Source organism: Foliimonas ilicis, assembly GCF_039939195.1.
Taxonomy (GTDB): Bacteria; Pseudomonadota; Alphaproteobacteria; order Rhizobiales; family Rhizobiaceae; genus Foliimonas; species Foliimonas ilicis.
The window spans coordinates 421,322-445,734 of sequence record NZ_JBDUUH010000001.1 but is presented as its reverse complement, the minus strand read 5'-3'; the positions used below and the strand labels follow the sequence as shown (position 1 = coordinate 445,734).

General features: G+C 58.0%; 29 protein-coding genes. 18 read left to right on the top strand and 11 right to left on the bottom strand.

The genetic code is table 11. From position 1 onward, the window contains the following. On the top strand, positions 1-753 hold the full coding sequence (locus ABFT80_RS02160) for a DUF1223 domain-containing protein (protein ID WP_347970208.1): 753 nt from the start codon (positions 1-3) through the stop codon (positions 751-753). 354 nt (positions 754-1,107) lie between these two features. Next, a complete protein-coding gene (locus tag ABFT80_RS02155) occupies positions 1,108-1,497 on the top strand; it encodes a DUF2794 domain-containing protein (protein ID WP_347970207.1) in 390 nt (129 codons plus the stop codon). Positions 1,498-1,523: 26 nt separating this feature from the next. Here ABFT80_RS02155 and ABFT80_RS02150 read toward each other — a convergent pair whose 3' ends face one another. The 4 genes from ABFT80_RS02150 to ABFT80_RS02135 all read right to left on the bottom strand — a co-directional run bounded on the left by ABFT80_RS02150 (position 1,524) and on the right by ABFT80_RS02135 (position 6,444). Continuing rightward, positions 1,524-2,090 carry a GNAT family N-acetyltransferase gene (locus ABFT80_RS02150; RefSeq protein WP_347970206.1) on the bottom strand — a complete coding sequence of 189 codons (567 nt, stop codon included), beginning with the start codon at positions 2,088-2,090 and terminating at the stop codon, positions 1,524-1,526. 82 nt (positions 2,091-2,172) lie between these two features. Then, positions 2,173-2,952, bottom strand: coding sequence for a Bax inhibitor-1/YccA family protein (locus ABFT80_RS02145; RefSeq protein ID WP_347970205.1), 780 nt, complete (start codon positions 2,950-2,952; stop codon positions 2,173-2,175). 230 nt (positions 2,953-3,182) lie between these two features. Further along, complete coding sequence (locus ABFT80_RS02140) at positions 3,183-5,729, bottom strand: ABC transporter permease (protein WP_347970204.1); 2,547 nt, start codon at positions 5,727-5,729, stop codon at positions 3,183-3,185. Positions 5,730-5,736: 7 nt separating this feature from the next. Beyond that, on the bottom strand, positions 5,737-6,444 hold the full coding sequence (locus tag ABFT80_RS02135; protein WP_347970203.1) for an ABC transporter ATP-binding protein: 708 nt from the start codon (positions 6,442-6,444) through the stop codon (positions 5,737-5,739). A gap of 65 nt (positions 6,445-6,509) precedes the next feature. Here ABFT80_RS02135 and ABFT80_RS02130 point away from each other — a divergent pair, with 65 nt between their 5' ends. From ABFT80_RS02130 to ABFT80_RS02115, 4 genes are all read left to right on the top strand, one after another. After that, positions 6,510-7,154 carry an arylesterase gene (locus tag ABFT80_RS02130; RefSeq protein WP_347970202.1) on the top strand — a complete coding sequence of 215 codons (645 nt, stop codon included), beginning with the start codon at positions 6,510-6,512 and terminating at the stop codon, positions 7,152-7,154. Positions 7,155-7,267: 113 nt separating this feature from the next. Continuing rightward, positions 7,268-7,864: an RNA 2',3'-cyclic phosphodiesterase gene (gene thpR / locus ABFT80_RS02125; RefSeq protein WP_347970201.1), complete on the top strand. Its 597-nt coding sequence runs from the start codon at positions 7,268-7,270 to the stop codon at positions 7,862-7,864. Positions 7,865-7,891: 27 nt separating this feature from the next. Continuing rightward, positions 7,892-8,185, top strand: a complete 294-nt coding sequence (locus ABFT80_RS02120; RefSeq protein WP_347970200.1) for a 4a-hydroxytetrahydrobiopterin dehydratase — start codon at positions 7,892-7,894, stop codon at positions 8,183-8,185. Positions 8,186-8,259: 74 nt separating this feature from the next. Further along, positions 8,260-8,628, top strand: a complete 369-nt coding sequence (locus ABFT80_RS02115; protein WP_347970199.1) for a YkvA family protein — start codon at positions 8,260-8,262, stop codon at positions 8,626-8,628. Here ABFT80_RS02115 and ABFT80_RS02110 read toward each other — a convergent pair. Then, the gene (locus ABFT80_RS02110) at positions 8,625-9,191 is read right to left on the bottom strand and encodes a sigma-70 family RNA polymerase sigma factor (RefSeq protein WP_347970198.1); all 567 of its coding nucleotides are present in this window, start codon (positions 9,189-9,191) and stop codon (positions 8,625-8,627) included. The genes ABFT80_RS02115 and ABFT80_RS02110 overlap by 4 nt on opposite strands. A 330-nt stretch (positions 9,192-9,521) precedes the next feature. Here ABFT80_RS02110 and ABFT80_RS02105 point away from each other — a divergent pair, with 330 nt between their 5' ends. The 4 genes from ABFT80_RS02105 to ABFT80_RS02090 all read left to right on the top strand — a co-directional run bounded on the left by ABFT80_RS02105 (position 9,522) and on the right by ABFT80_RS02090 (position 12,400). Next, complete coding sequence (locus ABFT80_RS02105) at positions 9,522-10,025, top strand: invasion associated locus B family protein (RefSeq protein ID WP_347970197.1); 504 nt, start codon at positions 9,522-9,524, stop codon at positions 10,023-10,025. A 136-nt stretch (positions 10,026-10,161) separates the two neighbouring features. Further along, positions 10,162-11,397: a 23S rRNA (adenine(2503)-C(2))-methyltransferase RlmN gene (gene rlmN / locus ABFT80_RS02100; protein ID WP_347970196.1), complete on the top strand. Its 1,236-nt coding sequence runs from the start codon at positions 10,162-10,164 to the stop codon at positions 11,395-11,397. 8 nt (positions 11,398-11,405) lie between these two features. After that, entirely contained in the window at positions 11,406-11,849 is a 444-nt protein-coding gene (locus tag ABFT80_RS02095; protein ID WP_347970195.1) for a hypothetical protein, read from the top strand. A 5-nt stretch (positions 11,850-11,854) separates the two neighbouring features. Beyond that, positions 11,855-12,400, top strand: a complete 546-nt coding sequence (locus ABFT80_RS02090) for an acyltransferase (protein WP_347970194.1) — start codon at positions 11,855-11,857, stop codon at positions 12,398-12,400. Between the two features lie 3 nt (positions 12,401-12,403). On the opposite strand, the gene ABFT80_RS02085 is transcribed toward ABFT80_RS02090, so the two are convergent. Further along, a complete protein-coding gene (locus ABFT80_RS02085; protein ID WP_347970193.1) occupies positions 12,404-13,045 on the bottom strand; it encodes a LysE family translocator in 642 nt (213 codons plus the stop codon). Between the two features lie 102 nt (positions 13,046-13,147). Continuing rightward, the gene (locus ABFT80_RS02080; protein WP_347970192.1) at positions 13,148-14,041 is read right to left on the bottom strand and encodes a hypothetical protein; all 894 of its coding nucleotides are present in this window, start codon (positions 14,039-14,041) and stop codon (positions 13,148-13,150) included. A gap of 167 nt (positions 14,042-14,208) precedes the next feature. On the opposite strand from ABFT80_RS02080, the gene ABFT80_RS02075 reads away from it, so the two are divergent. Then, positions 14,209-15,432, top strand: a complete 1,224-nt coding sequence (locus tag ABFT80_RS02075) for an argininosuccinate synthase (RefSeq protein ID WP_347970191.1) — start codon at positions 14,209-14,211, stop codon at positions 15,430-15,432. Positions 15,433-15,494: 62 nt separating this feature from the next. Here the strand turns inward: ABFT80_RS02075 and ABFT80_RS02070 are convergent, their stop codons facing one another. Then, positions 15,495-16,316 (bottom strand): lytic murein transglycosylase, encoded by an 822-nt coding sequence (locus ABFT80_RS02070; RefSeq protein ID WP_347970190.1) that lies wholly within the window; start codon positions 16,314-16,316, stop codon positions 15,495-15,497. 235 nt (positions 16,317-16,551) lie between these two features. Here ABFT80_RS02070 and ABFT80_RS02065 point away from each other — a divergent pair, with 235 nt between their 5' ends. From ABFT80_RS02065 to rpsP, 6 genes are all read left to right on the top strand, one after another. Further along, a complete protein-coding gene (locus ABFT80_RS02065) occupies positions 16,552-17,610 on the top strand; it encodes a zinc-binding metallopeptidase family protein (protein WP_347970189.1) in 1,059 nt (352 codons plus the stop codon). A 373-nt stretch (positions 17,611-17,983) separates the two neighbouring features. Then, complete coding sequence (locus ABFT80_RS02060) at positions 17,984-18,256, top strand: hypothetical protein (RefSeq protein WP_347970188.1); 273 nt, start codon at positions 17,984-17,986, stop codon at positions 18,254-18,256. A 64-nt stretch (positions 18,257-18,320) separates the two neighbouring features. Next, positions 18,321-18,608 (top strand): hypothetical protein, encoded by a 288-nt coding sequence (locus tag ABFT80_RS02055; RefSeq protein WP_347970187.1) that lies wholly within the window; start codon positions 18,321-18,323, stop codon positions 18,606-18,608. A 345-nt stretch (positions 18,609-18,953) separates the two neighbouring features. Next, the gene (gene ffh, locus ABFT80_RS02050; RefSeq protein WP_347970186.1) at positions 18,954-20,540 is read left to right on the top strand and encodes a signal recognition particle protein; all 1,587 of its coding nucleotides are present in this window, start codon (positions 18,954-18,956) and stop codon (positions 20,538-20,540) included. A 5-nt stretch (positions 20,541-20,545) separates the two neighbouring features. After that, positions 20,546-20,908, top strand: a complete 363-nt coding sequence (locus tag ABFT80_RS02045) for a chorismate mutase (RefSeq protein WP_347970185.1) — start codon at positions 20,546-20,548, stop codon at positions 20,906-20,908. A 42-nt stretch (positions 20,909-20,950) separates the two neighbouring features. Next, positions 20,951-21,334: a 30S ribosomal protein S16 gene (gene rpsP, locus ABFT80_RS02040; protein ID WP_347970184.1), complete on the top strand. Its 384-nt coding sequence runs from the start codon at positions 20,951-20,953 to the stop codon at positions 21,332-21,334. A gap of 77 nt (positions 21,335-21,411) precedes the next feature. Here rpsP and ABFT80_RS02035 read toward each other — a convergent pair whose 3' ends face one another. Further along, positions 21,412-22,446 (bottom strand): aspartate-semialdehyde dehydrogenase, encoded by a 1,035-nt coding sequence (locus ABFT80_RS02035; protein ID WP_347970183.1) that lies wholly within the window; start codon positions 22,444-22,446, stop codon positions 21,412-21,414. A 1-nt stretch (position 22,447) separates the two neighbouring features. Here ABFT80_RS02035 and ABFT80_RS02030 point away from each other — a divergent pair, with 1 nt between their 5' ends. After that, positions 22,448-22,852 (top strand): hypothetical protein, encoded by a 405-nt coding sequence (locus tag ABFT80_RS02030; RefSeq protein ID WP_347970182.1) that lies wholly within the window; start codon positions 22,448-22,450, stop codon positions 22,850-22,852. On the opposite strand, the gene leuB is transcribed toward ABFT80_RS02030, so the two are convergent. Then, positions 22,833-23,945, bottom strand: coding sequence for a 3-isopropylmalate dehydrogenase (leuB, locus tag ABFT80_RS02025; RefSeq protein WP_347970181.1), 1,113 nt, complete (start codon positions 23,943-23,945; stop codon positions 22,833-22,835). The two genes, ABFT80_RS02030 and leuB, sit on opposite strands and share 20 nt — an antisense overlap. An 87-nt stretch (positions 23,946-24,032) precedes the next feature. Continuing rightward, positions 24,033-24,413 carry a RidA family protein gene (locus ABFT80_RS02020; RefSeq protein WP_347970180.1) on the bottom strand — a complete coding sequence of 127 codons (381 nt, stop codon included), beginning with the start codon at positions 24,411-24,413 and terminating at the stop codon, positions 24,033-24,035.

Here is a 24,413-nt window from a genome sequence, read left to right as displayed (position 1 = left end):
ATGAGCTTTGGAACTTTCCTCAAGCTGGCGGCTGCGTTTTCCTTTATCGCAACGTCGTCGGCTTGGGCACAGGAAAATAAGGATCAGCCGATCGGCGTGATCGAACTGTTTACCAGTCAGGGTTGCAGCTCCTGTCCGCCTGCGGATTCGCTTTTTGAAGAGCTTGCCGCCAAGGATAATCTCGTCGCGCTCGCCTATCATGTCGATTACTGGAATTATCTGGGGTGGCGCGACACGCTGAGCACGCCCGCAAGCACGACTCGCCAATACGACTATATGCGCTCCTTCGATTCCCGCTCCGTCTATACGCCGCAAGCCGTTCTGAATGGGCGCAAACATGTGAACGGCGCGGATCGCATCGCGATCAACACGTCCATCGACGAGATGCAGCGCGAGGGCAAGGGCCTCTCGGTCAGCGTGAAAGTGTCGAAGACAAAGGACACCATCACCATAGAAACGGGCGCTGCGACCGGCAAGGAGAAGCAGGCGCAGCTCGTTCTCGTCTATTTCAACCCCCCGCAGCCGATTACGGTCGACAGGGGTGAGAACAAGGGGAAGACGCTGACCTACTGGAACGCCGTCAGCGACGTTCAGGCCGCCGGCATGTGGTACGGCAAGGCAGCGCGCTTCGACCTGCCAGCACGCGAGATTGCCAAGAAAGGCGGTTGTGCAGTGCTCCTGCAGGCGACCGACGAAAACGGGTTGCCCGGCGCTATTCTCGGCGCGGCGATGGTGCGCAAACCCAGCATCTGAACGCAGAAAAAACCGGCGTCGAATACGACACCGGTTCCAGCCAATGGCTTGCTGCACATAGGTCTTAAACAGACGGAGGTTGGTTCGATCCGACCCGGACCCGTGGGCGGGGGCTTGGGGTTTACGAGTCAGTGCCGGACCGAACCGTCTCAGGCAACAGGGGGATCGTCGTTTCAGATTGGGGCGGAAGCTTGCGTAAAAGGTGTCAGAAATAAGGCATAGGATCACCAATAAACACAGCCTGTACTTATTTGTGAGACAGGCGTTCCCATTCGCCGGCTGACGGTGAGGCTTGCAATTCAAAAACGAACGCGTACCCTTCCGGTAGCGAAGCGGCAATGAAAGGGTCTCGGCATGATGGATCGCCAGGATTCGGGTCATGATTCCGGGGATGGAAGCGACGAATACGGAGTTCTCATCCCGCTGCATCCGGCGAAATCGGGAATGCCAGTCTCCTTCCAGCGACGAGAGCTAGACCAGATTCTCAGACTTTACGGCATTATGGTCGCAGCAAATGAGTGGCGTGACTACGCAATCGACCATCTGCAGGATCGCGCGATCTTCTCCGTCTTTCGCCGCGCCAGCGAAACCCCGCTCTTCCAGATCATCAAGGATCCAAAAAACGCCCGTAAACAGGGCGCGTTTTCCGTTGTTGGTGCTGGCGGGCTAATCCTGAAACGCGGTCACGAACTGGACCGCGTGCTTTCAGTCTTCGACAAGAAATTGAAAGTCGTCCGGGCCTAGTTATAGAAACGCCGAGGACCTGAACTCTATTTGTTGAAATTGCGCTCTGGCAGCGATTGCGGATCTGGCGGCACGCTGGAGCCGCCATTCATCGAAAACTGCATGAGAACCGTATCGAGCCAGCGGCCATGCTTGAAGCCGGACCCTTCCATCGTGCCGGTAAGGCGAAAGCCGAGCGCCTTGTGCAGCTTCACCGAAGCGCTTTCAGGCGTGCCGTCACCAATGACGGCGATGATCTGGCGAAAGCCCAGCAGCTCGGACTCGTCCATCAGCCGCTTCAGCAGCGCCTTGCCGATGCCTCTGCCCTGAAAATCGGGCGACAGGTAGATCGAATCCTCGACGATGAAGCGATAGGCCGGTCGAGGCCTGAACGGGCCTGCATAGGCAAAGCCGGTTATCGTCCCGCCTTCTTCTGCAACGATGTAAGGATAGCCGCCTTCATTCAGCGCGGCATAGCGCACCGCCATATCGACCCGCGACGGCGGATCAAGCTCGTAGGTTGCGGTGCCATGCCTTACGGCGTGTGCGTAGATATCAGTGATGCGGTCGATATCGCCGCGTACTGCCTGTCTGATGAAAATCGTGTCGCTCATGATCGCGTTTTGGCGCAACTCGAGACAAAAGAAAAGGGCGGCCCGAAAGCCGCCCTTTTGCGTTCGATTGGTCCAGTCCTGACTATTCGCGGTTTCCGAGGAACTGCAGCAGGAAGGTGAACAGGTTGATGAAGTCGAGGTAGAGCGTCAACGCGCCCATGATAGCCTTGCGGCCAGAGACCAGAACGTCATCACCGTCGAAGTACATTTCCTTGATCTTCTGCGTGTCGTAGGCGGTGAGGCCCGAGAAGATCAGCACGCCGATCGCCGAGATGGCGAACTGCATTGCGGGCGACTGCAGGAAGATGTTGACGACCATCGCGATGATCAGGCCGAACACGCCCATGATCAGGAACGTGCCCATGCCGCTCAGATCGCGCTTGGTGGTGTAGCCGTAAAGCGACAGCGCACCAAAGGCCGAAGCCGTGATGAAGAACGTCTGAACGATGCTCTGTGCCGTGTAGACCAGGAAGATCGACGACAGCGAAAGACCCATCAGGCCTGCAAACACCCAGAACGAGGTCTGTGCAGCCGAAAGGCTCATCTTGTTAACGCGGGCGCTCAGGAAGAAGACCATGCCGAGCGGCGCGAGCATGACGACCCAACGCAGCGGCGAACCGTAAAGAGCGACGCCGGCATTGGTCAGCATCTTGCCATTGGCAAGGGTCGCGACCGCAGCGGACGGATCGTTCGTGGTCGTCATCATCATCGTGCCGAGAGCGGCAAGACCGGTGATCGCCAGACCCAGTGCCATAAGGTTGTAAACCTTGAGCATGTAAGCGCGAAGACCCTGGTCGATCGCGGCGTCGGCGTATGCCCCGGTATTGGCGGGGCGGGTCTGATAGTTGCGAATATCAGCCATTTAATTCCTCTGTTGCTTCTATCCCGTCCGGTGTCGGGTCCACCGACCCAGGCGCCGCTGGCGGGATTCCAGCATGCCTGCGCCGAATATGATGATTTTTTAGCGTAAGAACAAGACCCGTTACTATACGCAATGCAGCGTGATTGAAGGGATTGGGCCAGAAAGACATCCAATCACGCGGTTTTGTATGAAGAACTTGCCGTTAGACTCAGACAAAGCTGATGCAGCGCTTAAAGATTGCGCAGCACCGGAGCTGCTTTGTGGCCAAGCACCCGCCATGTTCCAACCAATCCGAAGCCGACCGTCAGCACGAGTGCTAGCGCAATCGTACCAAGTGCGACTTCGGGCGAGAACGAGGCCTGCAGCCGCATAATGCGTGCGACAACAAACCACGCCGCCACACCACCCGCCGCAAGGGCGAATACAGCGGTCGCGAGCCCGATCAGCAGATATTCGAGTGAAAAGGCTGTAATCAGCGTTCGTCTCGTCGCGCCGAGCGTCTTCAAAACCACTGCATCGTGGATGCGTGCGCGGTTTCCGGCAGCCAAGGCCCCCGAAAGCACCAATATCGATGCAATAAGCGCGACACTGGCCGCGGCACGGATTGCCGTACCCAATTGCTCGACCAGCGTGTTGATGATGTCCAGCGCGTCTTTCACGCGAACGGATGTCACAGCCGGGTAAGCGCGGGTGATCGTGTTAAGAATGCGCGATTCATCCTGTGGCGTAGCGTTGTCCAGCGTCAGCGTCGCCAGCCAGGCGTGCGGCGCACCGGCGAATGTGTTGGGCGAAAACACCATCACGAAATTGATGCCCATCGATTCCCATTCGACCTGACGGAAGCTGGCGATTTTGGCGGTGACGTTGCGGCCAAGCACATTGACCGTGACTGTATCACCAATGTTCAGGCCGAGTTCGCCGGCTTCCTTGGCCGAGAACGAGACGAGCGGTTCGCCGTCATAATTGTCAGGCCACCATTCACCCGCCGAAAGCGAGGAATTTTCCGGCACGTTGCGGGTATAGGTCAGGCCGCGGTCGCCACGCAGCACCCATGCACCTTCCGGCGGCACCTGAACGTCGCGCACATTGACGCCGTTCAACTCCATGACCCGGCCGCGCAACATGGGCACACGCACGAGCTTGCCTTCGGGTGCTTGCGCCTGAACCAGATCGGCGAACTGATCGACTTCGGAAGCCTGAATGTCGACAAAGAAGAAATTCGGCGCGCGTTCGGGCAGGCTGCCCGCGATCTGCTGGCGCAGATTGCCGTCGATCAGTGCCAATGTGACCAGCAATGTCAGGCCGAGACCAAGCGAAAGGACGACCGAAGGCGTAAGCGCGCCGGGCCGATGAATGTTGCCGAGCGCCAGCCGCAACGCGGTCGAGCGAACGCGCGGTGCCTTCTTCGCCAGAAACTGCACCAAAGCACCGACGAGGCGCAGCACAATGAATGAAAAGATCGAAGCGCCGACGAATATCCAGGCGATACGGCGGTCAGCGGCAAAATAGATCGCAAGCAACGCCAGAAACGCCGCGATCCCCACCGCCGAGACGATGTAGATGAGGCGCGGACGCCCCTTGCCTTCAAAGCCCATTTCCCTGAACAGGGCGGTCGCCGGCACGTCGCGGGCGCGACCAAGCGGCAAAAGCGCGAAGGCAAGCGTCACCAGGAGGCCGAACAGTGCAGCCATTGCAAGAGCAGCAGGATAAATCCCGCCTTCGGCAGGCACCGGGATCAGCGTGCTTAGCGCAGCACTCGCTGCAAACGGCATCATTGCACCCAGAACGAGACCGATCACGATGCCAATCGATGCGATCATCAGGACCTGCACGAGATAGACGGTGAAGACGAAACGCCCGGAAGCGCCAAGGCTCTTGAAGGTCGCAATGACGCCGCGCTTGCTGTCGAGATAGGCACGCACGGCATTGGCCACGCCGACGCCGCCGACGACCAAAGCGGTCAGGCCGACCAGCGTCAGGAATTGCGAAAAGCGTTCGATGTTGGACGACAGAGCAGGTGCCGCGTTGCTGCGGCTGCGGATGCTCCATCCGGCTTCCGGGAATTCTTCCGTCGCGCGGGCATTGAGCGCCGTAAGATCGGCCTCGGTCGCGCCGTCAATTTTGACCTTGTAGCCATGTTCGACAAGGCTTCCGGGCTGGATCAGACCGGAAGCGCGCAATCCGTCCATCGAAACGAGCAGGCGCGGCGCAAAACCGAAACCGTCGGAGAGCGCATCTGGCTCGCTGATGAGTTCGGCGCGCAATTCGAAGGTTGTTTCGCCAAGCCTTATGCGGCTGCCGCGTTCAAGTCCGAGCCGCTCGAAAAGTGTCGCAGGCGCTGCGGCACCGTATACACCATCCTTTTCGGCAAACATCTCAGCCTGCGGCAAAGGCGGATTTGTCTCAAGCGCACCGTAGAGCGGGTAGGCTGCATCGACCGCCTTGACCTCTGCCAGCGATTGGTCCGAACCGTCTTCCAGCCGAACCATCGAGCGCATATTCGCGCTTTCGGCCAAGGTTCCAAGTCCGTCCATAAATGCGCGCTCGTCGTCGCGCGCTTCGCGCTGGTTGAGCTGGAAGCGGATGTCACCGCCAAGCAGTGCCTGGCCTTGATTGGCGACGCCAGCCGTGATCGACCGCGCGACCGAATTGACGCCACCGATTGCGGCAACGCCAAGTGCGATACAGGTGATGAAAATCAGAAACCCGGAAAGACCGCCGCGCAATTCGCGCAGCGAAAACCGAAGGGCGAGACGCAGCGTTTGTGTAAGCTTCATCTGGTCCTCAGGCGGAAACGGCAAGCGCTGGGCTAACGGCCGGCTCGTTTTCGATCCGGCCCGAACGCATCGCAATCTGCCGTGTGCAGCGCGCCGCCAAAGATGGATCATGCGTGACCAGAACGAGCGTCATGCCGCGCTCTGCCGCCTTGGCGAACAGCAGATCGGCAATCTGCCGCCCGGTCGCCTGGTCGAGATTGCCGGTCGGTTCGTCGGCAATCAGAATGCGCGGATCGGGTGCCAGCGCGCGTGCAATCGCCACGCGCTGCTGTTCACCGCCTGAAAGCTCGCCCGGATAATGGGTAACGCGCTCGCTGAGGCCAACAGAAGCCAGTTCACGCGCCGCAATCTCGAAAGCATCCGCATGGCCGGCAAGTTCGAGCGGCACGGCAACGTTTTCCAACGCGGTCATGTTCGGAATGAGATGGAATGACTGGAAGACGATGCCGATATTGCGTCCGCGGAAGGCTGCGATCGTGTCTTCGCTTTTGCCGTTCAGCGTTTCGCCCGCGATCTTTACCGTGCCGGAATCCACCTTTTCCAAACCGGCCAGAACCATCAGCAAAGTTGATTTTCCAGAACCGGATGGACCAACGATACCGGTCGCTTCGCCTCCCGTCACTTCGAGGCTGATGCCCTTCAGGACGTGGACGGAAGAAGCCCCCTGCCCCAGAGTAAGCGACACGTTGTTCAACTCGATGACGGGTGCTGTCACGTAAAAACTTTCCTATATGCTGTTTTTGAGGACGGGCGGCGTACCCGTCATATGGGATAGGTGTAATGGCTTTCAAACACATTGCAGCGGCGCTCTTTGCCGCATTTATCGGGCTTTTGGCTGCGTCTTCTCAGAGTGTTGCAGAGCCTTTCAAGATCGTTGGCTTCGGCGACAGCCTGATGGCCGGTTACAATTTGAATTCTGGCGAGAGCTTTCCAGAAAAATTGGAGGCAGCGCTACGAAACAAAGGTCACGATGTCGTGATCTCGAATGCCGGTGTTTCCGGTGATACGACCAGTGCCGGACTTTCGCGTCTCGACTGGTCGGTGCCCGATGGAACCGATCTCGTCATTCTCGAACTCGGCGCGAACGACATGCTGCGCGGCATATCGCCGGGCATCACCGAGAAAAACCTCGACACGATGATCGGCAAACTGAAAGATCGCGGCATCATGGTCTATCTGGCCGGAATGCAGGCTGCTCCGAATCTGGGAGCGGATTATGGCAACCGCTTCAACGAGATTTTCCCGCAACTGGCGACCAAATACGACATCCCGCTCTATCCGTTCTTTCTCGATGGGGTGGCGGCAGATCAGAGCCTTTTGCTTGAGGATGGAATGCATCCCAATGCCGAGGGAGTGGATCGAATGGTCGAGCGCTTCCTGCCCGATTTCGAGAAAATCGTCGATGCGAATGCCAAGCCTTCGTGATCCGAAGGCACATTCCGCAACGTAAATCATGTGGCGAATAATCCACTTGCTCCGAACCCAGAAGAATGATTCGCTTGGACTACCGATTTCGATTCGATGAAGGGAGCCTGGCAATGCCGCGACTTTTCACCGCCCTCGAAATTACGCGTGACGCGGCAATGTCATTGTCGTTGCTGCGCGGCGGCCTCCCCGGTGCACGCTGGATAGACGTCGAGAACTACCATCTCACCCTCCGCTTTTTCGGTGACATCGAAGGCCATGTTGCTGACGAGATCGCCAATGCGCTCGACAGGGTGCGGCGACCATCCTTCTCGCTGAAACTTTCAGGCGTCGGCGCTTTCGGCTCGAAAAAGCCGCATGCGGTCTGGGCAGGCGTGACGCCAACGCCCGAGCTCAACGCGCTTCAGGCCGAAATCGACCGCATTTGCCAGCGGCTTGGACTGCCTGCAGACCCTCGAAAATTCATGCCGCATGTGACGCTGGCGCGGCTGCGCAACACGAGCCCGATCGATGTCGCGCATTATTTGTCGGCACGCGGCAATTTCGCGGCAACGCCTTTCAAGGTCGGACGTTTCGTCCTGATGTCGTCGCGCGATTCGGTCGGCGGCGGCCCTTACATCGTCGAGGAAGCCTGGCCTCTATCGGGTGGCGAGCCGCGATGGGCGGGCTTGCAGGACGAAAGCCAGGATGTTGGGGTCGGCCTTCGCTGACCGGCAGAGGCAGATTGGAAGAAACAAATGGCACGCGATAAACTTTCCAAAGAGGCCCTGGGGAAGGCCCTTGAAGCCGCTTCCGGCTGGAGCCTGAATGAGGACGGCAACGCCATCGAGCGCACCTTCACCTTCAAGGATTTCAGCGAAGCCTTCGGTTTCATGTCACGCGTGGCGCTTGCTGCGGAAAAGATGGATCATCATCCCGAATGGTCCAACGTCTATAAAACCGTCGATATTCGCCTGACCACGCATGACGCCGGGGGCCTGACCGAACTCGACTTCAAACTGGCCGCAAAAATCGATCGGTTTGCTGCCTGAGCGTCGCATCTTGCGAAGTGCGTTTTCCGTCCCCACATTTCCGTTACAAGGAGCTGGGTTATAGGAGCGTGGGTATGGTGAAATTCGCCGACTTTGATTTTTCTGCCTTCGGCATCGGGAAAACCGATCGCGACGAGCAGCACGTTCGCGCGCGCTTCTGGCGCACGGCCAAGCGTGCGGCACGCCATGTGCCGTTCATGGACGACGTTGTCGCGGCCTATTATTGCGCTATGGACAGCCAGACGCCGTTGCGCGCGAAAGGCATCCTGATCGCCGCACTTGCCTATTTCGTCATGCCCGCCGATGCCATTCCCGACGTTATTTTCGGCCTTGGCTTCACTGATGATATTGCGGTTTTGAGTGCGGCAATTGCCGCTGTGCGCAATCACATCACACCCGCGCACAAGGCTGCGGCGCGTGAAGCGCTAGCCGACGAAAGCTAATCCTTCAGTCCATCAGCGTCCAAAGCCAGCCGTAATCGCGCAAAGGCCAGCCTGATTCGCGATTTCACCGTGCCGAGCGGCAGTTTCGTCTGCTCGGCGATTTGGCTTTGGGTCAGGCCGAGATAATAGGCGTCGCGTAGCAGCGAACGCTGCTCCTCCGGTATATCTTTCAACGCGGCTCGCACGCGCTCGTCGCGTTGGCGCGCATCCATCTGGCTGTCGGCAGGCTCCAACGGTTCTGGCCACAGAAACGGGTCCTCGGGGTCCAATTTCCGTGAACTGTCGCGCCTTGCCGCGTCGATGCGACGATTGCGCGCCACGCGGAAAAGCCATGTGGAGAGAGAGGATTTCGCCGGATCGAAAAGCTCTGCCTTGTGCCAGAGCACCGTCATCACGTCCTGCGTCAGATCTTCGGCAGCCTCGGCGTTCATGCCGAGACGCTGGAGATAGCCATTGATGCGCGGCGCGAAATGATCGAACAGCCGCGTAAAGGCAATTCTGTCGCGATTTTTCGCCACGAGCTCCGCCAGACGGGCCTGATCGCCAGACGAAATCTCGGTCATAGTTCTTCCCGCAGACAAAAATCCTCCATGGAATGCGGCAAATTACGCAGCCGATGGCTCATCGGCAATACAGGCTTTGCAAGCAGCTTCATCATCTGCCAATTACAGCTTGAAATGAAAAGTCAAACTCTTGCCGTTTTTCACGTCTTGAACAGCAGGAAGGGACAAACACCGGACGGTGTTCTCATTACGGGGTTGCCATATGGCGAAAATGAACCTTTTCAGGGGGTCTTCACCCTTTGGTAACCCAGATTAAATCAAAATGAACTGAAGGGCCGGCGCTCAGAACGCTCGCCCTGCTTTCATGCGAACAGGGATACGGAAAAGACAATGCGCGGATTGATAGCGATAGTTTCGAGCCTGATCCTGGTAGCCGGGGCGGTGCCTGCGCTCGCCCAGTCCGCGACCAAGATCGGCCAGCACAATGCCTGGGGCACATATTCCTACCAGGTCAACACCGGTAAGGTCTGCTATGTGCTGACGGTTCCGACCGACAAACAGCCGCCTTCGCTGAACCACGGCGACATCTTCTTCTTCGTCAGCCAGCGCCCAGGCCAGGCAGTTTCTTACGAGCCGCAATTCATCGCCTCTTACGATTTCCAGGCCGATTCGAAGGTTACGGTCACTGTCGGAGACAGAAACTTCACCCTGTTCACACGCGGAAAATCAGCGTGGGTCGAGAATGCCGCCGAAGAGCCCAATCTGATTGCAGCCATGCGCAGCGGTGCCGACATGAAGGTCGCTGCACGGTCCGGCCGTGGCAATCCGACCAACTACACCTTCTCGCTGAAGGGCATCACGGCGGCTCTGAGCTCCATTCAGAACTGCAAATAAGAAATTTGGATCGACGATCTACGAAAAGGCCGGGCGTTGTCCCGGCCTTTGTCATTTTCCGTGCAGACGTGACGTAAGGCGCATTGCGTGATATGTGCGCATTCAATTTCCTCCAGACTGAACCTATATCGCGACCATGACCCTTTCGCTTGACCTCAAAGATGCCGGCGCGCGCGACGCAATCCGCGTACGCACTGCCGTATCCGAAAAACCGCCGCTGATCGGCCTCACCCGCAGTGAGCTTGCCGAAGCGCTGGTTGCGTCCGGCGTCGTCCCTGAGCGTCAGGCGAAGATGCGCTCGCAGCAGCTATGGCATTGGCTTTACGTGCGCGGCGTTTCCGACTTCTCCGAGATGTTCAACATCTCGAAGGATTTGCGAGTCGAACTGGACAAGCATTTTTCGATTGCACGCCCCGAAATCGTCGAGGAACAGATTTCCTCCGATGGCACCCGCAAATGGCTGTTCCGCTTTCCGCCGCGCGGTGCGGGGCGTCCCGTGGAGATCGAAACCGTCTACATTCCCGAGGAAGGCCGCGGCACGCTGTGCATTTCCAGCCAGGTCGGCTGCACGCTCACATGCTCCTTTTGCCATACCGGCACGCAAAAGCTGGTACGCAATCTGACTGCCGAGGAAATCCTGACGCAGTTAATGACCGCGCGCGACCGGCTGGGCGACTTCCCGGACCGCGATACACCAAGCGGCGCGATCGTTCCGGCCGAAGGGCGCAAAATTTCCAACATCGTCATGATGGGCATGGGCGAACCGCTCTACAATTTCGAAGCAGTCAAGAAGGCGCTGCTGATTGCCTCGGATGGCGACGGTCTTTCGCTTTCCAAGCGCCGCATCACGCTGTCGACCTCTGGCGTCGTGCCCGAAATCTTCCGCACCGGCGATGAGATCGGCGTGATGCTGGCGATTTCGCTGCATGCGACGAATGACGATCTGCGCGACATGCTCGTGCCAATCAACAAGAAGTATCCGCTGAAAGATCTGGTCGACGCCTGCCGCAACTATCCCGGCGTATCGAATGCGCGCCGCATCACCTTTGAATATGTGATGCTGAAAGACGTCAACGATTCGATCGAAGACGCCAAGGCGCTCATCAAGCTGCTCAAGGGCGTTCCGGCAAAGATCAATCTCATTCCGTTCAACCCTTGGCCGGGCACGAACTACCAGTGTTCTGATTGGGAAACGATCGAGAAATTCGCCGATTACATCAACAATGCCGGTTATGCCTCGCCGATCCGCACACCGCGCGGGCGCGACATTCTGGCGGCCTGCGGTCAGCTCAAATCCGAATCCGAAAGGATGAAGAAAACCGAGCGCCTCGCGCTCGAAGCCATGATGATCGCGGGCCACGGCGAAGCTTGAGCCACCTCATGGTCTATATCGGACGATTTGCAGCACTTGTTTTCGGCTATATCGCAGCCGCCCTCGCGGCCAGCGCATTTCTAAATGTCATGGCGCTTGGAATTCTTAACCTGAATGCCGATGAATTTCCGATTGTCGCGCATAGTTTCGTGTTTTCGATCCCGTTTCTGGCGCTTTTCATCGGCTATTTCGGCTTTGTGCCTGCCGTAATCGCCATTGGCATTGCCGAAGTGACCGGCCAGCGCGACTGGCTTTTCTACGCGATCGCAGGTTCCATCTCGGCAATCGCCTTTATCGGTGCTGCATGGCAAACCGGCCACCACGGAACCATGCTAGACGATCCACGCTTCGCGATGACATTGATCGGCAGCGGAATTTGCGGCGGCATCGCCTATTGGCTGGTCGCTGGCCGCTTTGCCGGCGAATGGCGCAACAGAGCGGAACGCAGGTAAGGACTGTGACTTTGACGTTTCGCAAAAGACTAAGCGCGCGCATAAAAGACAAGGCGAATGCCTATCGCGCATGGCGCAACAATTACAAAGTCGGCACCGGCACACGTATAAAAAGCAGCGTCAGCATAAAATCAGGAAAAACCGGCAAGATCGTCATCGGAAACAATTGCAGCATCTATGACCACGTTTTTTTCCGCGCTGGCGGCGGCAGCATAACACTTGGCGATTATGTCTCGATCAACCCATTCACGACGCTTGATGGGCAAGGCACGCTCACTATCGGAAATCATGTGAGAATCGCCTCACACTGCGCCATCGTCACTTCCAACCACGTTTTTGAAGACCGTAATGCGCCAATTCGTACGCAAGGGCTCACCCGCAAAGGCGTTGTGATCGAGGACGATGTCTGGATCGGCACCCATTCGACAGTGCTTGACGGCGTTCGCATTGCAAAAGGCTGTGTGATAGGCGCCGGCTCCGTCGTCACGAAATCGACAGAGCCTTTCGGCGTCTATGTCGGCGCGCCCGCCAAGCGCATCAAAGATCGATAGGCATTACTTTGCCTGCGCGGTCAATATTTTGAGCGCAAACGCCGAAAACACCCCTGCGAACAGATAATCAACGACACGCGTGACCGTCGGGTTCTTCTTGAGAAGCCCCGCGAACTTGTCTGCCGCAATCACCATCGGCGCGGTCACAGGAAAGGCCAGCGGAATGAAGCAGACGCCGAGAAAGAACAGTTTTCCCGGTGCATGCGGATCGTTTGCCGACACAAATTGCGGCAGGAAGGTCATGAAGAACAGGATGATCTTGGGATTGAGCAAATTGATGCCAAGTCCGGTCAACCAGTTCTGGAACAGCGTGTGTTTCTTGCCACCATTTTTTTCGGGAGAGAATGCCGACCCATGGCGAAGCGCCTGAAAGGCCAGCCAGACGAGATAACCTGCGCCGACGATCTTGAGCGCCAGAAAGGCCTGCGGCGACGCGACGATCAGCGCCGACAACCCCAGCGCGACAAGTGCTGTGTGAATCACGATGCCGGACATTGCGCCGAACATGCAGGCAAAACCCGCCGCGCGTCCCTCGGACAAAGCGCGACCGACGAACAGCGTCATGTCAGGACCGGGCGTTACCGACAGGATGAATGTCGCAATCGCGAACTGGATCAGGATGGACGTTTCGGGAATGAAAGACATCGCAAAAGCTCTCGCTGGAACCGGCGAAGCTATACATTAATGCCGCGATCCGCGCTACGGATCGAAATCAGGGTTCCGGTGGGCCAGTTCTATGGCCCAACTCTATTGCAACACCTTGTCCCGATCCCTGTCGTGATCGGCATCGACCATCTGTTCGCCAAGCTCGTAAGCCTCGCCGTTCCAGATCCAGTGCATCGCTTCCATGCCGTCAACCAGTTCGACCGTGACGAGGTTGGGCATTCCGCCATTCATGTGGCGAGGATCGCTGTAAAGGTGCATGCCCTCGCTGTTGTAGACTTCCTTCCAATCATCGCCCTGCGAGACATAACCGGTCAGATTGCACCCGGATTCGCCGTAATAGCGGGTCGAGCCGCAAATCGAGGCGAACAGAAGCAGCCTGCCGCCATCCGCCTGCAATTTTGCCGCAGTGATATTTGGCTCGCGCTCCGTCGCCTCCCGGAAAAGCTTTGCCTCGTCGGTAAGCAACAAGCGCACCTCATTGGCTGCATCACTATCGCTGCCCAAGACAATCGACTGATAAGGTTTCATGTCGATCGGGCTGCATCGCGGCGTAATCGTCTCTATCGCCACGCGCGAACCATTCAGCGAGAAGCTGGCAGAAGCGATGCTGCTCTTTTCGCCCGCCTCGAGAACGAGAGCCGACGCCTGCTTCAGCGGTTCAAGAATATCGCGCGGAACGGCGAGATCGAGCGCACCCTCCTGCTCGATAATTTCACCGGAAAAGCTCTGTTTTCCAACGGTCAGCCGGGCCGGGCCATGCGCACCGCGCAGAACGCTTGCAGGTTCCGTTCGAAACCGGAAGCTCCATTGCTGCCCGGCGCAGACCAGCGATCCGCCAATTATGCCTTCCGACTTGATCGGTGCGGGCAAAATAGCGACGGCACCGTCCGCGGCTTCCTGCCAGCGCTCCGCCGACCAGGCAGAACCGGCGGTCGCGATCAGCAACGCCAAGGGCAGCACAAGGCTGTTCAACATTTTTCTCATGACCGGAAGCTTTGGTGAGAATGATTAAAAATTTCTTCAATCCGCCTCATTGGCGCAGAAGCCATATCGCCTGCGGCCTTGCCCGCCACGGCATTCCTGCTAAAAGTCACGCCCGAAACATGACGCGCGGCAGGGCCGCACCAACATTCGGGGAAAGAATGTCCAAGTTGAAAGACGTCAAGAAAGTCGTGCTCGCCTATTCGGGCGGTCTCGACACATCCATCATCCTGAAATGGCTGCAGACGGAACTCGGTGCAGAGGTCGTGACCTTCACCGCCGATCTCGGCCAGGGCGGCGAACTCGAACCCGCGCGGCAAAAAGCCGAGCTTATGGGCATCAAGGACATCCGCGTCATGGATGTTCGCGAGGAATTCGTCAGCGACTTCGTTTTCCCGATGTTCCGCGCCAATGCTGTCTATGAAGGCACCTATCTGCTCGGCACGTCCATCGCACGTCCGCTGATCTCGAAACATCTGGTCGATATCGCACGCGAAACCGGCGCGGACGCCATCGCGCATGGCGCGACCGGCAAGGGCAACGATCAGGTTCGCTTCGAACTTTCAGCCTATGCGCTCAATCCGGACATCAAGGTCATCGCACCTTGGCGTGACTGGACCTTCAAGTCGCGTACCGATCTTCTGAACTTCGCCCGCGACCATCAGATCCCGGTTCCTAAGGACAAGCAGGGCGAGGCTCCCTTCTCGGTAGATGCCAACCTTCTGCACTCGTCCTCCGAAGGCAAGGTTCTGGAAGATCCGTGGAACGAGCCGCCGGAATATGTGCATCAGCGTTCCGTCTCGCCGATGGACGCGCCCGACGTCGTCACCGAAATCACACTTGAATTCAAAAACGGCGATCCTGTCGCACTCGACGGCAAGGCCTTGTCGCCCGCAACGCTTCTGGCCGCGCTCAACGATCTTGGCCGCGACAATGGCATCGGCCGTCTGGACCTCGTGGAAAACCGCTTCGTCGGCATGAAGTCGCGCGGCGTCTATGAAACGCCGGGCGGTACGATCCTGCTTGCCGCGCACCGCGCCATCGAGAGCATCACGCTTGACCGGGGTGCAGCTCACCTCAAGGACGAGTTGATGCCGCGCTATGCGGAACTCATCTACAATGGCTTCTGGTATTCGCCGGAGCGCGAGATGCTGCAGGCCTTGATCGACAAGAGCCAGCACGACGTGGAAGGCACTGTCCGGCTCAAGCTCTACAAGGGCAACGTCATCGTGACAGGCCGCAAATCGCCGAAATCGCTTTATTCCGACGCGCTAGTGACTTTCGAGGACGATCGCGGCGCCTACGACCAGAAGGACGCGGCGGGCTTCATCCGCCTCAATGCGCTTCGCCTGCGAACGCTGGCTGCTCGCGAGAGAAACTCCTGATCAAACAAAAAACCCGGCGGAAACGCCGGGTTTTTTTTTAAGTCTCTGAATATCAGTTTCGATCAGTTGCCGTCGATTTCAGCGCCGATGATCGCGATTGCCTGCTGATAGACGCTGGCCGCGTTCCAGCCCTGAAGAGCGCCGAAATTCGCCTGGCCGGGCTGATAGCCTGCACCGGCGCGCCAGCCATGGCCACGCAGGAAGTTGGCAGTCGAGGCAAGCGCATCCGCACGTGACTTGATCATGTCGATGCGGCCATTTCCATCGCCATCGGCACCATATTTCAGGACGTTGGCCGGCAGGAACTGCGTCTGGCCGATTTCGCCATGCGCCGCGCCGATCGTGTTTGCGCTGATCGTACCGTTTTCAACGAGCTTGAGCGCCGCGTAGAGCTGCTCGGTGAAGAATGCCGAGCGACGGCAATCATAAGCAAGCGTCGCAACAGCCGACAGCGTGTTCTGGTTGCCCATGAAGCCGCCGAAGCCGGTTTCCATGCCCCAGATCGCGATCAATGGACCTGCAGGAACGCCATAGCGCTGCTCGATCGATGCGAAAAGCTTGGCATTCTGCTTCTTCAGGGCCTTGCCCTTGGAAGCGATGGTCTTTGCACCGCGCTTCTGCATGAATTGGTTGAGCGACAGCTTGAAGCTGTGCTGGTTGCGGTCGGCGGAAATTGTCTTGGATGCGTATTTCGTGCCCGCGAGCGCGCTCAAAGCGCGATTGCTAATGCCGCGACCCGCAGCCTCACGACCGAATTCCTGTTTCCAGTTCTCGAATCCGGCGGATGTGTTTCCGCAAGTCGCTGCATATGCATTTCCACCTGTGAAGCCGAGAATGGCAACAGCCACGGCTGCAAAGGTGCTTTTCCTGGCAAATACTGCCATTCTTTTCTCCTGGTTGCCTGAATCGAGCCCGAGATGGGCATCTCGAACTAGCAATGAACGTTTATGGTTAAGGGTCCATTTACACCAGTTTGTGGAAAGTACGCCAGCCCATGTGTAACAAGGCGTGAACGGTAAAAAAACCGTGGATCACGCGATTGTCATTGCTGGCTGAAGAACCGGAACGAATGCGGCAAGCTGCCGTTGTTCGTCCAGCCCCGCCAGTGAGACCAACTTCATGAAGCTCTTCGATTGCCCGCATTGCAGCAACCGCCTGTATTTCGAAAATGCCCAATGCCTGAAATGCGGCAACTTCGTCGTCTACGAGCCCGTCGAGAGCAGTTTCGTCCTGTCGGATACGGAAAACGTCTTTCTATGCACGAATGCTGCCGCGTGCGGATGCAATTGGCGCGCCGAGCAAAAATCGACATTCTGTCTTGCCTGCTCGCTCAACAAGATCATTCCCGATCTTTCTGTCGACGGAAATCGTGACCGCTGGGCGGATGTCGAACGCGCCAAGAAACGCGCTGTCTATTCGCTCCTCGCTTTGAAGCTACCCGTGCGCCCAAAACGCGACGATCAGGACGAAGGCGGCTTGGCCTTCGACTTTCTGGCAGATCCGATCGGCGTCAGCGTCAGCGGCGAGCATGTGCTGACCGGCCACGACAACGGCCTGATCACGCTGAACGTCGCAGAAGCCAATCCGGCCGAACGCGAACAGCGGCGCATGCAGATGGGCGAAACCTATCGCACGCTGCTTGGCCATTTCCGGCATGAGCTCGGCCATTATTATTGGGACCTGCTGATTCGCGACAATCCGGCCGAACTCGATTCCTATCGCACGGAATTCGGCGACGAACGCACCGATTATGAACAGGCGCTACAGACCTATTATACCCAAGGCGCGCCGGTCGATTGGCAGACGAGCCACATCACGCCTTACGCGACCAGCCATCCGTGGGAGGATTGGGCGGAAAGCTGGGCGCATTATCTGCACATCACGGATACGCTCGAAATGGTCGATGCGCTCGATTTGCCGCTTGGCAAGCTCGACATTCCCGAAAGCGCGACCGTGACGGATGATCGTTCAAGGACCTTGATACAGAGAGACGATCCCCGGACATTCACTTTCGACGAAATACTGGCGCGCTGGCTGATCCTGTCGGAGGCAACCAATTGCATCAACCGATGCATGGGCCTTCCCGACCTTTACCCCTTCGTCATTTCGGAGATGACATCGGGCAAGCTGCGTTTCATCCACGACCTCATCGGCAGGCAAGCCAAGGCCGCACTCTAACGCTTTGACTCTGCTGGCTCGTGCTTTCCTCAACCGATCCGGCTTTCGGGCTGATGCGATAGGTATTTTCAACCCCCGGTACAACCCTTAGCCGGATGCACGATTTCGTGAGTCAATGTGAACAGTCCGTCTCGGTCTGTTGAATTGAGAAACCGAAAAATCGTTCCTATCTGTGAAACTATCACCGGGCATCACACGTTACCCCGATGTTAAAGTAGACAGTTATCCGGACGCTTTAGAATGCCTTCCAACGGGACAATCAAATCCTCCAAGAAGCTCCATTAAATAAGACGGACCAGATTTGTTTTAATGTTGAAAGATACGTTCGAAACTAATTTCATAAATTCTACGTTTCGGACAATAGGAGAGTAAAATGAACAAGGTAATTCTTGCTGTTGCTACGATTGCATTGACTTCGAGCGCTGCGTTCGCAGATGGCATTTCTTCACGTTATGTCTATGGCGACGCTCCTTCCCAGAGCCAGCAGCCAGTAGCTTCCCAGAAGGTAACGAGCGGATCGTTCGATTACCGTTCCACGGCTTCGGTGCACAATCCCCTCGCCGTGAGCGCAACGCAGACCAATCAGGACAACCCGCTTAGCTACAACCCGCTTTCCAAGACTTTGCGCGGAGCGGGCGCCAACTAAGCTTCACATCACTCATTTCAAATTCGGCCACTAACGGCCAAATCAAAACCCAAGGAGAATTATTATGAAAAAGCTCATCATCGCCGCCGCTGCTATCGCTCTTACCACGGGCGCTTCCATGGCTCAGGTCGTTTCCTCGCAGTATATCTACGGCGACGCGCCTGCTCCTACCCAGCCTTCGCAGAACCTGTCGATGGGCACTGCAGGCTCGGCTTCGATCGGTGGCGTCGATTACGGCACGACCGCTTCGATCAGCACCCGCGCTCAGAACGCTCAGACGGATGCTTCCAGCAATCCGCTTGGCTACAACGCGCTTTCGACCACGCTTCGCGGTGCTGGCAATCAGCGCTAACAGCGACATTGCGAACCCCTTGTATTGAGTAAAAGGGCAAGCAAAAAAGGGCGTCGGCATTGCCGGCGCCCTTTACTTTTGGGCTCAAAACCAAGCCACGCTTGACTCTTGCGGCCTTTTCCTGTCTACAGCGACCCAATTCCGCGACGAGTAAAGAACTCCGAGCAGCCGACCAGGACCCTAACGGTATAAAACGATCCTGGAGGCCAACACCCGGCAGCGCAATGCGCCCCCGGGTGCTTTTTGGCTTTGTGCATTGCTTGGGTTGACGATCTTTCCTTGGACTTGGCGGGCAGGCGTATTACCTCTCGGTCATCGCAAGAAGATCCGGGAAGAGGAATTTGGATGTTTGAGAGCTTACAGGACCGTCTTGGTTCGATCCTGAACGGCCTTACCGGCCGCGGCGCGCTTTCCGAAAGCGACGTGACGGCTGCGCTGCGCGAAGTGCGCCGTGCGCTGATCGAGGCCGACGTGGCGCTCGACACGGTGCGCTCGTTCACCGACCGTGTACGTGAAAAGGCTATTGGCGCCGGCGTCCTCAAATCGATCAAGCCCGGCCAGATGGTCGTCAAGATCGTCCATGACGAGCTCGTCGAAATGCTCGGCGCCGAAAGCCAGACGATCGACCTCAATGCGGTCGCGCCCGTTGTCGTCATGATGGTCGGCCTTCAGGGTTCGGGCAAGACGACGACCTCGGCCAAGATCGCCAAGCGCCTGACCGAAAAGCAGGGCAAGAAGATCCTGATGGCCTCGCTCGACACGCGACGCCCCGCAGCACAGGAACAATTGCGCCAGTTGGGTGAGCAGACGGGCGTCGCCACGCTTCCGATCATCGCAGGCCAGACGCCGGTCGATATCGCCAAGCGCGCCGTGCAGGCCGCAAAGCTCGGCGGCCATGACGTCGTCATCCTCGACACTGCTGGTCGTACCCATATCGACGAACCGCTGATGGCCGAAATGGCCGAGATCAAGCGCGTTTCGACACCGCATGAAATCCTGCTTGTCGCCGATTCGCTGACCGGCCAGGACGCGGTGAACCTCGCCCGCAATTTCGACGAACGCGTCGGCATAACCGGCATCGTGCTTACCCGCATGGATGGCGATGGGCGCGGCGGTGCCGCTCTCTCGATGCGCGCCGTCACCGGCAAGCCGGTCAAGCTGATCGGCACCGGCGAAAAGATGGACGCGCTTGAGGAATTCCACCCCAAGCGCATCGCCGACCGTATTCTGGGCATGGGCGACATTGTCAGCCTTGTCGAACGCGCTGCCGAAACCATCGACGCCGAACAGGCGGCTGCGATGGCCAAGAAGATGCAGTCGGGCAAGTTCGACCTGAACGATCTTGCCGGCCAATTGCAGCAGATGCAGAAAATGGGTGGCATGGGCGGCATCATGGGAATGATGCCCGGCATGGGCAAGATGAAGGATCAGATGTCGGCAGCCGGTCTCGACGACCGACTGTTCGGCCGTCAGCTTGCGATCATCTCTTCCATGACCAAAAAAGAGCGCGCCAATCCTGACCTTCTCAAGCACAGCCGCAAGAAGCGCATCGCTGCCGGTTCCGGCACGGATGCCGCCGACATCAACAAGCTCCTGAAAATGCATCGTCAGATGGCCGACATGATGAAAGCCATGGGCGGCAAGGGCAAGGGCGGCGGCATGATGCGCGGCCTCATGGGCGGCATGGCCCAGAAGATGGGTCTCGGCGGACTTGCAGGCGGTATGCCGGGTGGAATGCCCGACCTCTCCAAGATGGACCCCAAGCAGCTCGAAGCGTTGCAGAAGCAGGCGCAGGCCGCTGGCCTCAGCGGCAAGGGTCTGCCCGGTGGCCTTCCGGGCCTTGGCGGCGGCGGATTGCCGGGCTTGCCCGGCGGCATGAAGCTGCCCGGTCTGGGCGGCGGCTTTCCCGGCAACATGGGCAAGAAGAAGTGAGCGGCATGAGCGACATCGATCCTAAAAAGCAGCTTGCCGAATATCGCGCCTCGATCGACAACATCGACGCAGCGCTAATCCACATGCTGGCCGAACGCTTCCGCTGCACGAAGGCAGTCGGCGTTCTAAAGGCGAACCATGGCCTGCCACCGGCTGATCCTTCGCGCGAGCAGGCGCAGATCGCGCGCCTTCGCCGATTGGCCAACGACGCCCAACTAGATCCCGACTTCGCCGAGAAATTTCTCAATTTCATCGTGCGCGAAGTCATCCGCCATCACGAAGCCATCGCCGCATCCGGCGGTGTCGTGACCGACCTGCACGCCGCGAAGGCGGGCAAATCGAATTCCACCGCATCCAGCGGTGAATGACAAACCAGAGACCTCGAAAACAGAACTTTTAGGAGAAAGACTATGGCACTGAAAATTCGCCTGGCTCGCGCCGGCTCCAAGAAACGCCCTTACTACCACATCGTCATCGCTGACGTTCGCTCGCCGCGCGACGGCCGCTTCATCGAAGCAGTCGGCGCATGGAACCCGACCCTTCCCAAGGATGCGGAACGCGTGAAGCTGAACGAAGAGCGCATCAACCATTGGCTGAGCAACGGCGCGCTGCCGACCGACCGCGTCGCTCGCTTCCTCGATGCCGCTGGCATCTCCAAGCGCGAAGCACGCAGCAACCCAACCAAGGCTGAGCCGGGCAAGAAGGCGCAGGAACGCGCCGCTATTCTCCAGAAGGCAAAAGACGCCGCAGCGGCTGCCGCTGCAGCTCCAGCCGAAGAAGCTCCGGCAGAATAACCACTGTCGCATAAAACAAAAAAACCCGCCGGACGCTCAAGCATCCGGCGGGTTTTTTGTTGAATTTAAAAGGCTGCTTACGCAGCCTTTTTCTTTGGCGAAATCAGGCCGCGCGCAATCAGAAGCTCTGCGATCTGCACTGCATTCAGGGCAGCGCCCTTGCGCAGATTGTCGGACACGACCCAGATGTTGAGGCCATTCTCCAGCGTCTGGTCTTCGCGGATGCGCGAAATATAGGTTGCATCCTCACCGGCACAGTCGAGCGGCGTGACGTAACCGCCATCCTCATGCTTGTCGATGACGAGGCAGCCCGGCGCTTCGCGCAGGATCTCGCGTGCCTCGTCCGCGGTGATCGGGTTTTCGAACTCGATGTTCACGGCTTCCGAATGGCCGATGAAGACAGGCACGCGTACGGCGGTGCAGGTGACCTTGATCTTCGGGTCGAGCATCTTCTTCGTTTCGGCCATCACTTTCCACTCTTCCTTGGTGGAGCCGTCTTCCATGAAGACGTCGATGTGGGGAATGACGTTGAAGGCGATACGCTTGGTGAACTTCTTGGCTTCCACCGGATCGGCGACGAAAACGGCGCGCGTCTGCGTGAAAAGCTCGTCCATGCCTTCCTTGCCCGCGCCGGAAACCGACTGGTAGGTGGAGACGACGACGCGCTTGATCTGCGCCTTGTCATGCAGCGGCTTCAGCGCCACGACAAGCTGCGCGGTCGAGCAGTTCGGATTGGCGATGATATTCTTGCGCGTGAACAGATCGATTGCATCCGGATTTACCTCAGGCACGATCAGCGGCACGTCCTGATCGTAGCGGAATGCCGACGAATTATCGATGACGACGCAACCCTGCTTGCCGATCTTCGGCGACCATTCCTTGGAAATATTGCCGCCAGCCGACATCAGGCAGATATCGGTGTCCGAAAAGTCGTATTGGGCGAGGTCCTTTACCTTCAGCGTGCGGTCGCCATAGGAGACTTCGGTGCCCTGGCTGCGGCGCGAAGCTAGCGCCACGATCTCTTCTGCCGGAAAGCCGCGCTCTTCCAGAATATTCAGCATTTCCCGGCCCACATTGCCTGTGGCGCCGACTATCGCAATCTTGAAACCCATTATGTTTTCTCCAGTCCCTCTCCGCTCGTTTCATGACAAGACCCACGGCCGGTGGGGGTCTTATCCCCCGGACCAGGCCCAGGGAGAGAGCGAGCAGGCCAAGGGAAATCACACCGTTTTGGTGGTCGTTTTGGCCTTGGTTTTGGACGTGGCTGTGCGGGAACGGATGGACGCGTCGAAACTCCCGGCGCTGTGGCCGGGGAAGTCGAATGCAAAAAGCGCCATCAAAAGGCCGCGCATGCTCGAAAAATCCCGTTCGCGGGTGCTTGTAGCCGGTTTCGAAAAAGAGTCAACGTGGCTGGATAAAGCATGTCTCCCGAAAGTGGGAACCGGTTTCGGGATAAAGACATGCTCAAAAAAAACAGCCACGTTGATGGTTGAGAAGATCAGGCAGAAAGCGCCTTGAACTTCGCGATGATGGCATCGCCCATAGCGACGGTGCCGACTTCGGTCTTGCCTTCGGACATGATGTCCTTGGTACGCAGACCGTCGTCGAGGACAGCGGCAATCGCTGCTTCCAGACGATCGGCTTCCGTCACCATTTCGAACGAATAACGCAGACACATGGCGAAAGACGCTATCATGGCGATCGGGTTTGCGATGCCCTGCCCTGCAATGTCGGGCGCCGAGCCATGAACCGGCTCGTAAAGCGCCTTGCGCTTAGCCGTCAGCGCATCCGGTGCACCAAGCGAGGCAGACGGCAGCATACCGAGCGAGCCGGTCAGCATAGCCGCGACATCCGACAACATATCGCCGAATAGATTGTCGGTGACGATCACGTCGAACTGCTTGGGCCAGCGCACAAGCTGCATACCGCCCGCATCGGCCAGCATATGGTCGAGCTTCACATCGGAATATTTCGCCTTGTGCGTGGCCGTCACGACCTCGTTCCACAACACGCCGGACTTCATGACATTGCGCTTTTCCATCGAAGTGACGCGGTTCTGGCGCGTGCGCGCGAGTTCGAAAGCGACACCTGAAATGCGCTCGATCTCGAACGTGTCATAAACCTGCGTATCGATGCCGCGCTTCTGGCCGTTGCCGAGATCGATGATTTCCTTAGGCTCGCCGAAATAGACACCGCCGGTCAGTTCGCGAATGATGAGGATGTCGAGACCCTCGACCACCTCAGGCTTGAGCGAGGAGGATTCGGCCAGTGCCGGATAGCAGATAGCAGGACGCAGATTTGCGAAAAGCTCCATGTCCTTGCGCAGACGCAGAAGACCGGCTTCCGGGCGAACCTCGTAAGGCACGCTATCCCATTTCGGGCCGCCGACCGCACCGAACAGCACGGCGTCGGCCGCAAGCGCCTTTTCCATGTCCGCATCGGAAATCGCCTGACCATGCGCGTCGTAGGCGCAACCGCCGACAAGACCTTCCTCGGTTACGAAGTCGGTGCCGAGCGTCTCGTTCATCGCGGAAATGAGCTTTCGCACTTCGGCCATGGCCTCTGGGCCGATGCCGTCGCCGGGAAGAAGAAGAAGCTTGCGGGATGCCATGGAAAAGCCTTTCTGACTGCGATGAACTGGCGCCTTGCTAAACCGCGAAAGGTCGCCTTGCAAGAGCTTACGCAGCGTCCAAAAAGCTTATGGGCGTTTCAATGCCGTGACTTCGATCTCGATCTTCATTTCAGGCTTGTTGAGGCCGCAGACGATCATCGTGGCTGCCGGTCTAATTTCGCCGAATGCCTGTCCGAGAATCGGGAATACGAGGTCAACGAAGGCGGAATCCGTGATGTAATAATTCGCGCGCATCACATCTTCCATCGAGAACCCGCCCTCCTTGAGCGCCTTTTCGATGGTTTTCAGGCAATTGCTTGTCTGTTCTTCGACCGTTTCCGGCATGATCATGGTCGCATAATCATAGCCGGTCGTGCCGGAAACAAAGCACCAGTCGCCCTGCACGACCGCGCGCGAATATCCGGCCGTCTTCTCGAAGGGCGAGCCCGTGGAAATCAGTTTGCGCAT

Excerpts from the sequence above, each read along its gene's own strand:
- ABFT80_RS02160 (WP_347970208.1), top strand. The coding sequence starts at position 1 with ATGAGCTTTGGAACTTTCCTCAAGCTGGCGGCTGCGTTTTCCTTTATC.
- ABFT80_RS02155 (WP_347970207.1), top strand. The coding sequence starts at position 1,108 with ATGATGGATCGCCAGGATTCGGGTCATGATTCCGGGGATGGAAGCGAC.
- ABFT80_RS02150 (WP_347970206.1), bottom strand. The coding sequence starts at position 2,090 with ATGAGCGACACGATTTTCATCAGACAGGCAGTACGCGGCGATATCGAC.
- ABFT80_RS02145 (WP_347970205.1), bottom strand. The coding sequence starts at position 2,952 with ATGGCTGATATTCGCAACTATCAGACCCGCCCCGCCAATACCGGGGCA.
- ABFT80_RS02140 (WP_347970204.1), bottom strand. The coding sequence starts at position 5,729 with ATGAAGCTTACACAAACGCTGCGTCTCGCCCTTCGGTTTTCGCTGCGC.
- ABFT80_RS02130 (WP_347970202.1), top strand. The coding sequence starts at position 6,510 with ATGGCTTTCAAACACATTGCAGCGGCGCTCTTTGCCGCATTTATCGGG.
- thpR (WP_347970201.1), top strand. The coding sequence starts at position 7,268 with ATGCCGCGACTTTTCACCGCCCTCGAAATTACGCGTGACGCGGCAATG.
- ABFT80_RS02120 (WP_347970200.1), top strand. The coding sequence starts at position 7,892 with ATGGCACGCGATAAACTTTCCAAAGAGGCCCTGGGGAAGGCCCTTGAA.
- ABFT80_RS02115 (WP_347970199.1), top strand. The coding sequence starts at position 8,260 with ATGGTGAAATTCGCCGACTTTGATTTTTCTGCCTTCGGCATCGGGAAA.
- ABFT80_RS02110 (WP_347970198.1), bottom strand. The coding sequence starts at position 9,191 with ATGACCGAGATTTCGTCTGGCGATCAGGCCCGTCTGGCGGAGCTCGTG.
- ABFT80_RS02105 (WP_347970197.1), top strand. The coding sequence starts at position 9,522 with ATGCGCGGATTGATAGCGATAGTTTCGAGCCTGATCCTGGTAGCCGGG.
- rlmN (WP_347970196.1), top strand. The coding sequence starts at position 10,162 with ATGACCCTTTCGCTTGACCTCAAAGATGCCGGCGCGCGCGACGCAATC.
- ABFT80_RS02095 (WP_347970195.1), top strand. The coding sequence starts at position 11,406 with ATGGTCTATATCGGACGATTTGCAGCACTTGTTTTCGGCTATATCGCA.
- ABFT80_RS02085 (WP_347970193.1), bottom strand. The coding sequence starts at position 13,045 with ATGTCTTTCATTCCCGAAACGTCCATCCTGATCCAGTTCGCGATTGCG.
- ABFT80_RS02080 (WP_347970192.1), bottom strand. The coding sequence starts at position 14,041 with ATGTTGAACAGCCTTGTGCTGCCCTTGGCGTTGCTGATCGCGACCGCC.
- ABFT80_RS02075 (WP_347970191.1), top strand. The coding sequence starts at position 14,209 with ATGTCCAAGTTGAAAGACGTCAAGAAAGTCGTGCTCGCCTATTCGGGC.
- ABFT80_RS02070 (WP_347970190.1), bottom strand. The coding sequence starts at position 16,316 with ATGGCAGTATTTGCCAGGAAAAGCACCTTTGCAGCCGTGGCTGTTGCC.
- ABFT80_RS02065 (WP_347970189.1), top strand. The coding sequence starts at position 16,552 with ATGAAGCTCTTCGATTGCCCGCATTGCAGCAACCGCCTGTATTTCGAA.
- ABFT80_RS02060 (WP_347970188.1), top strand. The coding sequence starts at position 17,984 with ATGAACAAGGTAATTCTTGCTGTTGCTACGATTGCATTGACTTCGAGC.
- ABFT80_RS02055 (WP_347970187.1), top strand. The coding sequence starts at position 18,321 with ATGAAAAAGCTCATCATCGCCGCCGCTGCTATCGCTCTTACCACGGGC.
- ffh (WP_347970186.1), top strand. The coding sequence starts at position 18,954 with ATGTTTGAGAGCTTACAGGACCGTCTTGGTTCGATCCTGAACGGCCTT.
- ABFT80_RS02045 (WP_347970185.1), top strand. The coding sequence starts at position 20,546 with ATGAGCGACATCGATCCTAAAAAGCAGCTTGCCGAATATCGCGCCTCG.
- rpsP (WP_347970184.1), top strand. The coding sequence starts at position 20,951 with ATGGCACTGAAAATTCGCCTGGCTCGCGCCGGCTCCAAGAAACGCCCT.
- ABFT80_RS02035 (WP_347970183.1), bottom strand. The coding sequence starts at position 22,446 with ATGGGTTTCAAGATTGCGATAGTCGGCGCCACAGGCAATGTGGGCCGG.
- ABFT80_RS02030 (WP_347970182.1), top strand. The coding sequence starts at position 22,448 with ATGTTTTCTCCAGTCCCTCTCCGCTCGTTTCATGACAAGACCCACGGC.
- leuB (WP_347970181.1), bottom strand. The coding sequence starts at position 23,945 with ATGGCATCCCGCAAGCTTCTTCTTCTTCCCGGCGACGGCATCGGCCCA.
- ABFT80_RS02020 (WP_347970180.1), bottom strand. The coding sequence starts at position 24,413 with ATGCGCAAACTGATTTCCACGGGCTCGCCCTTCGAGAAGACGGCCGGA.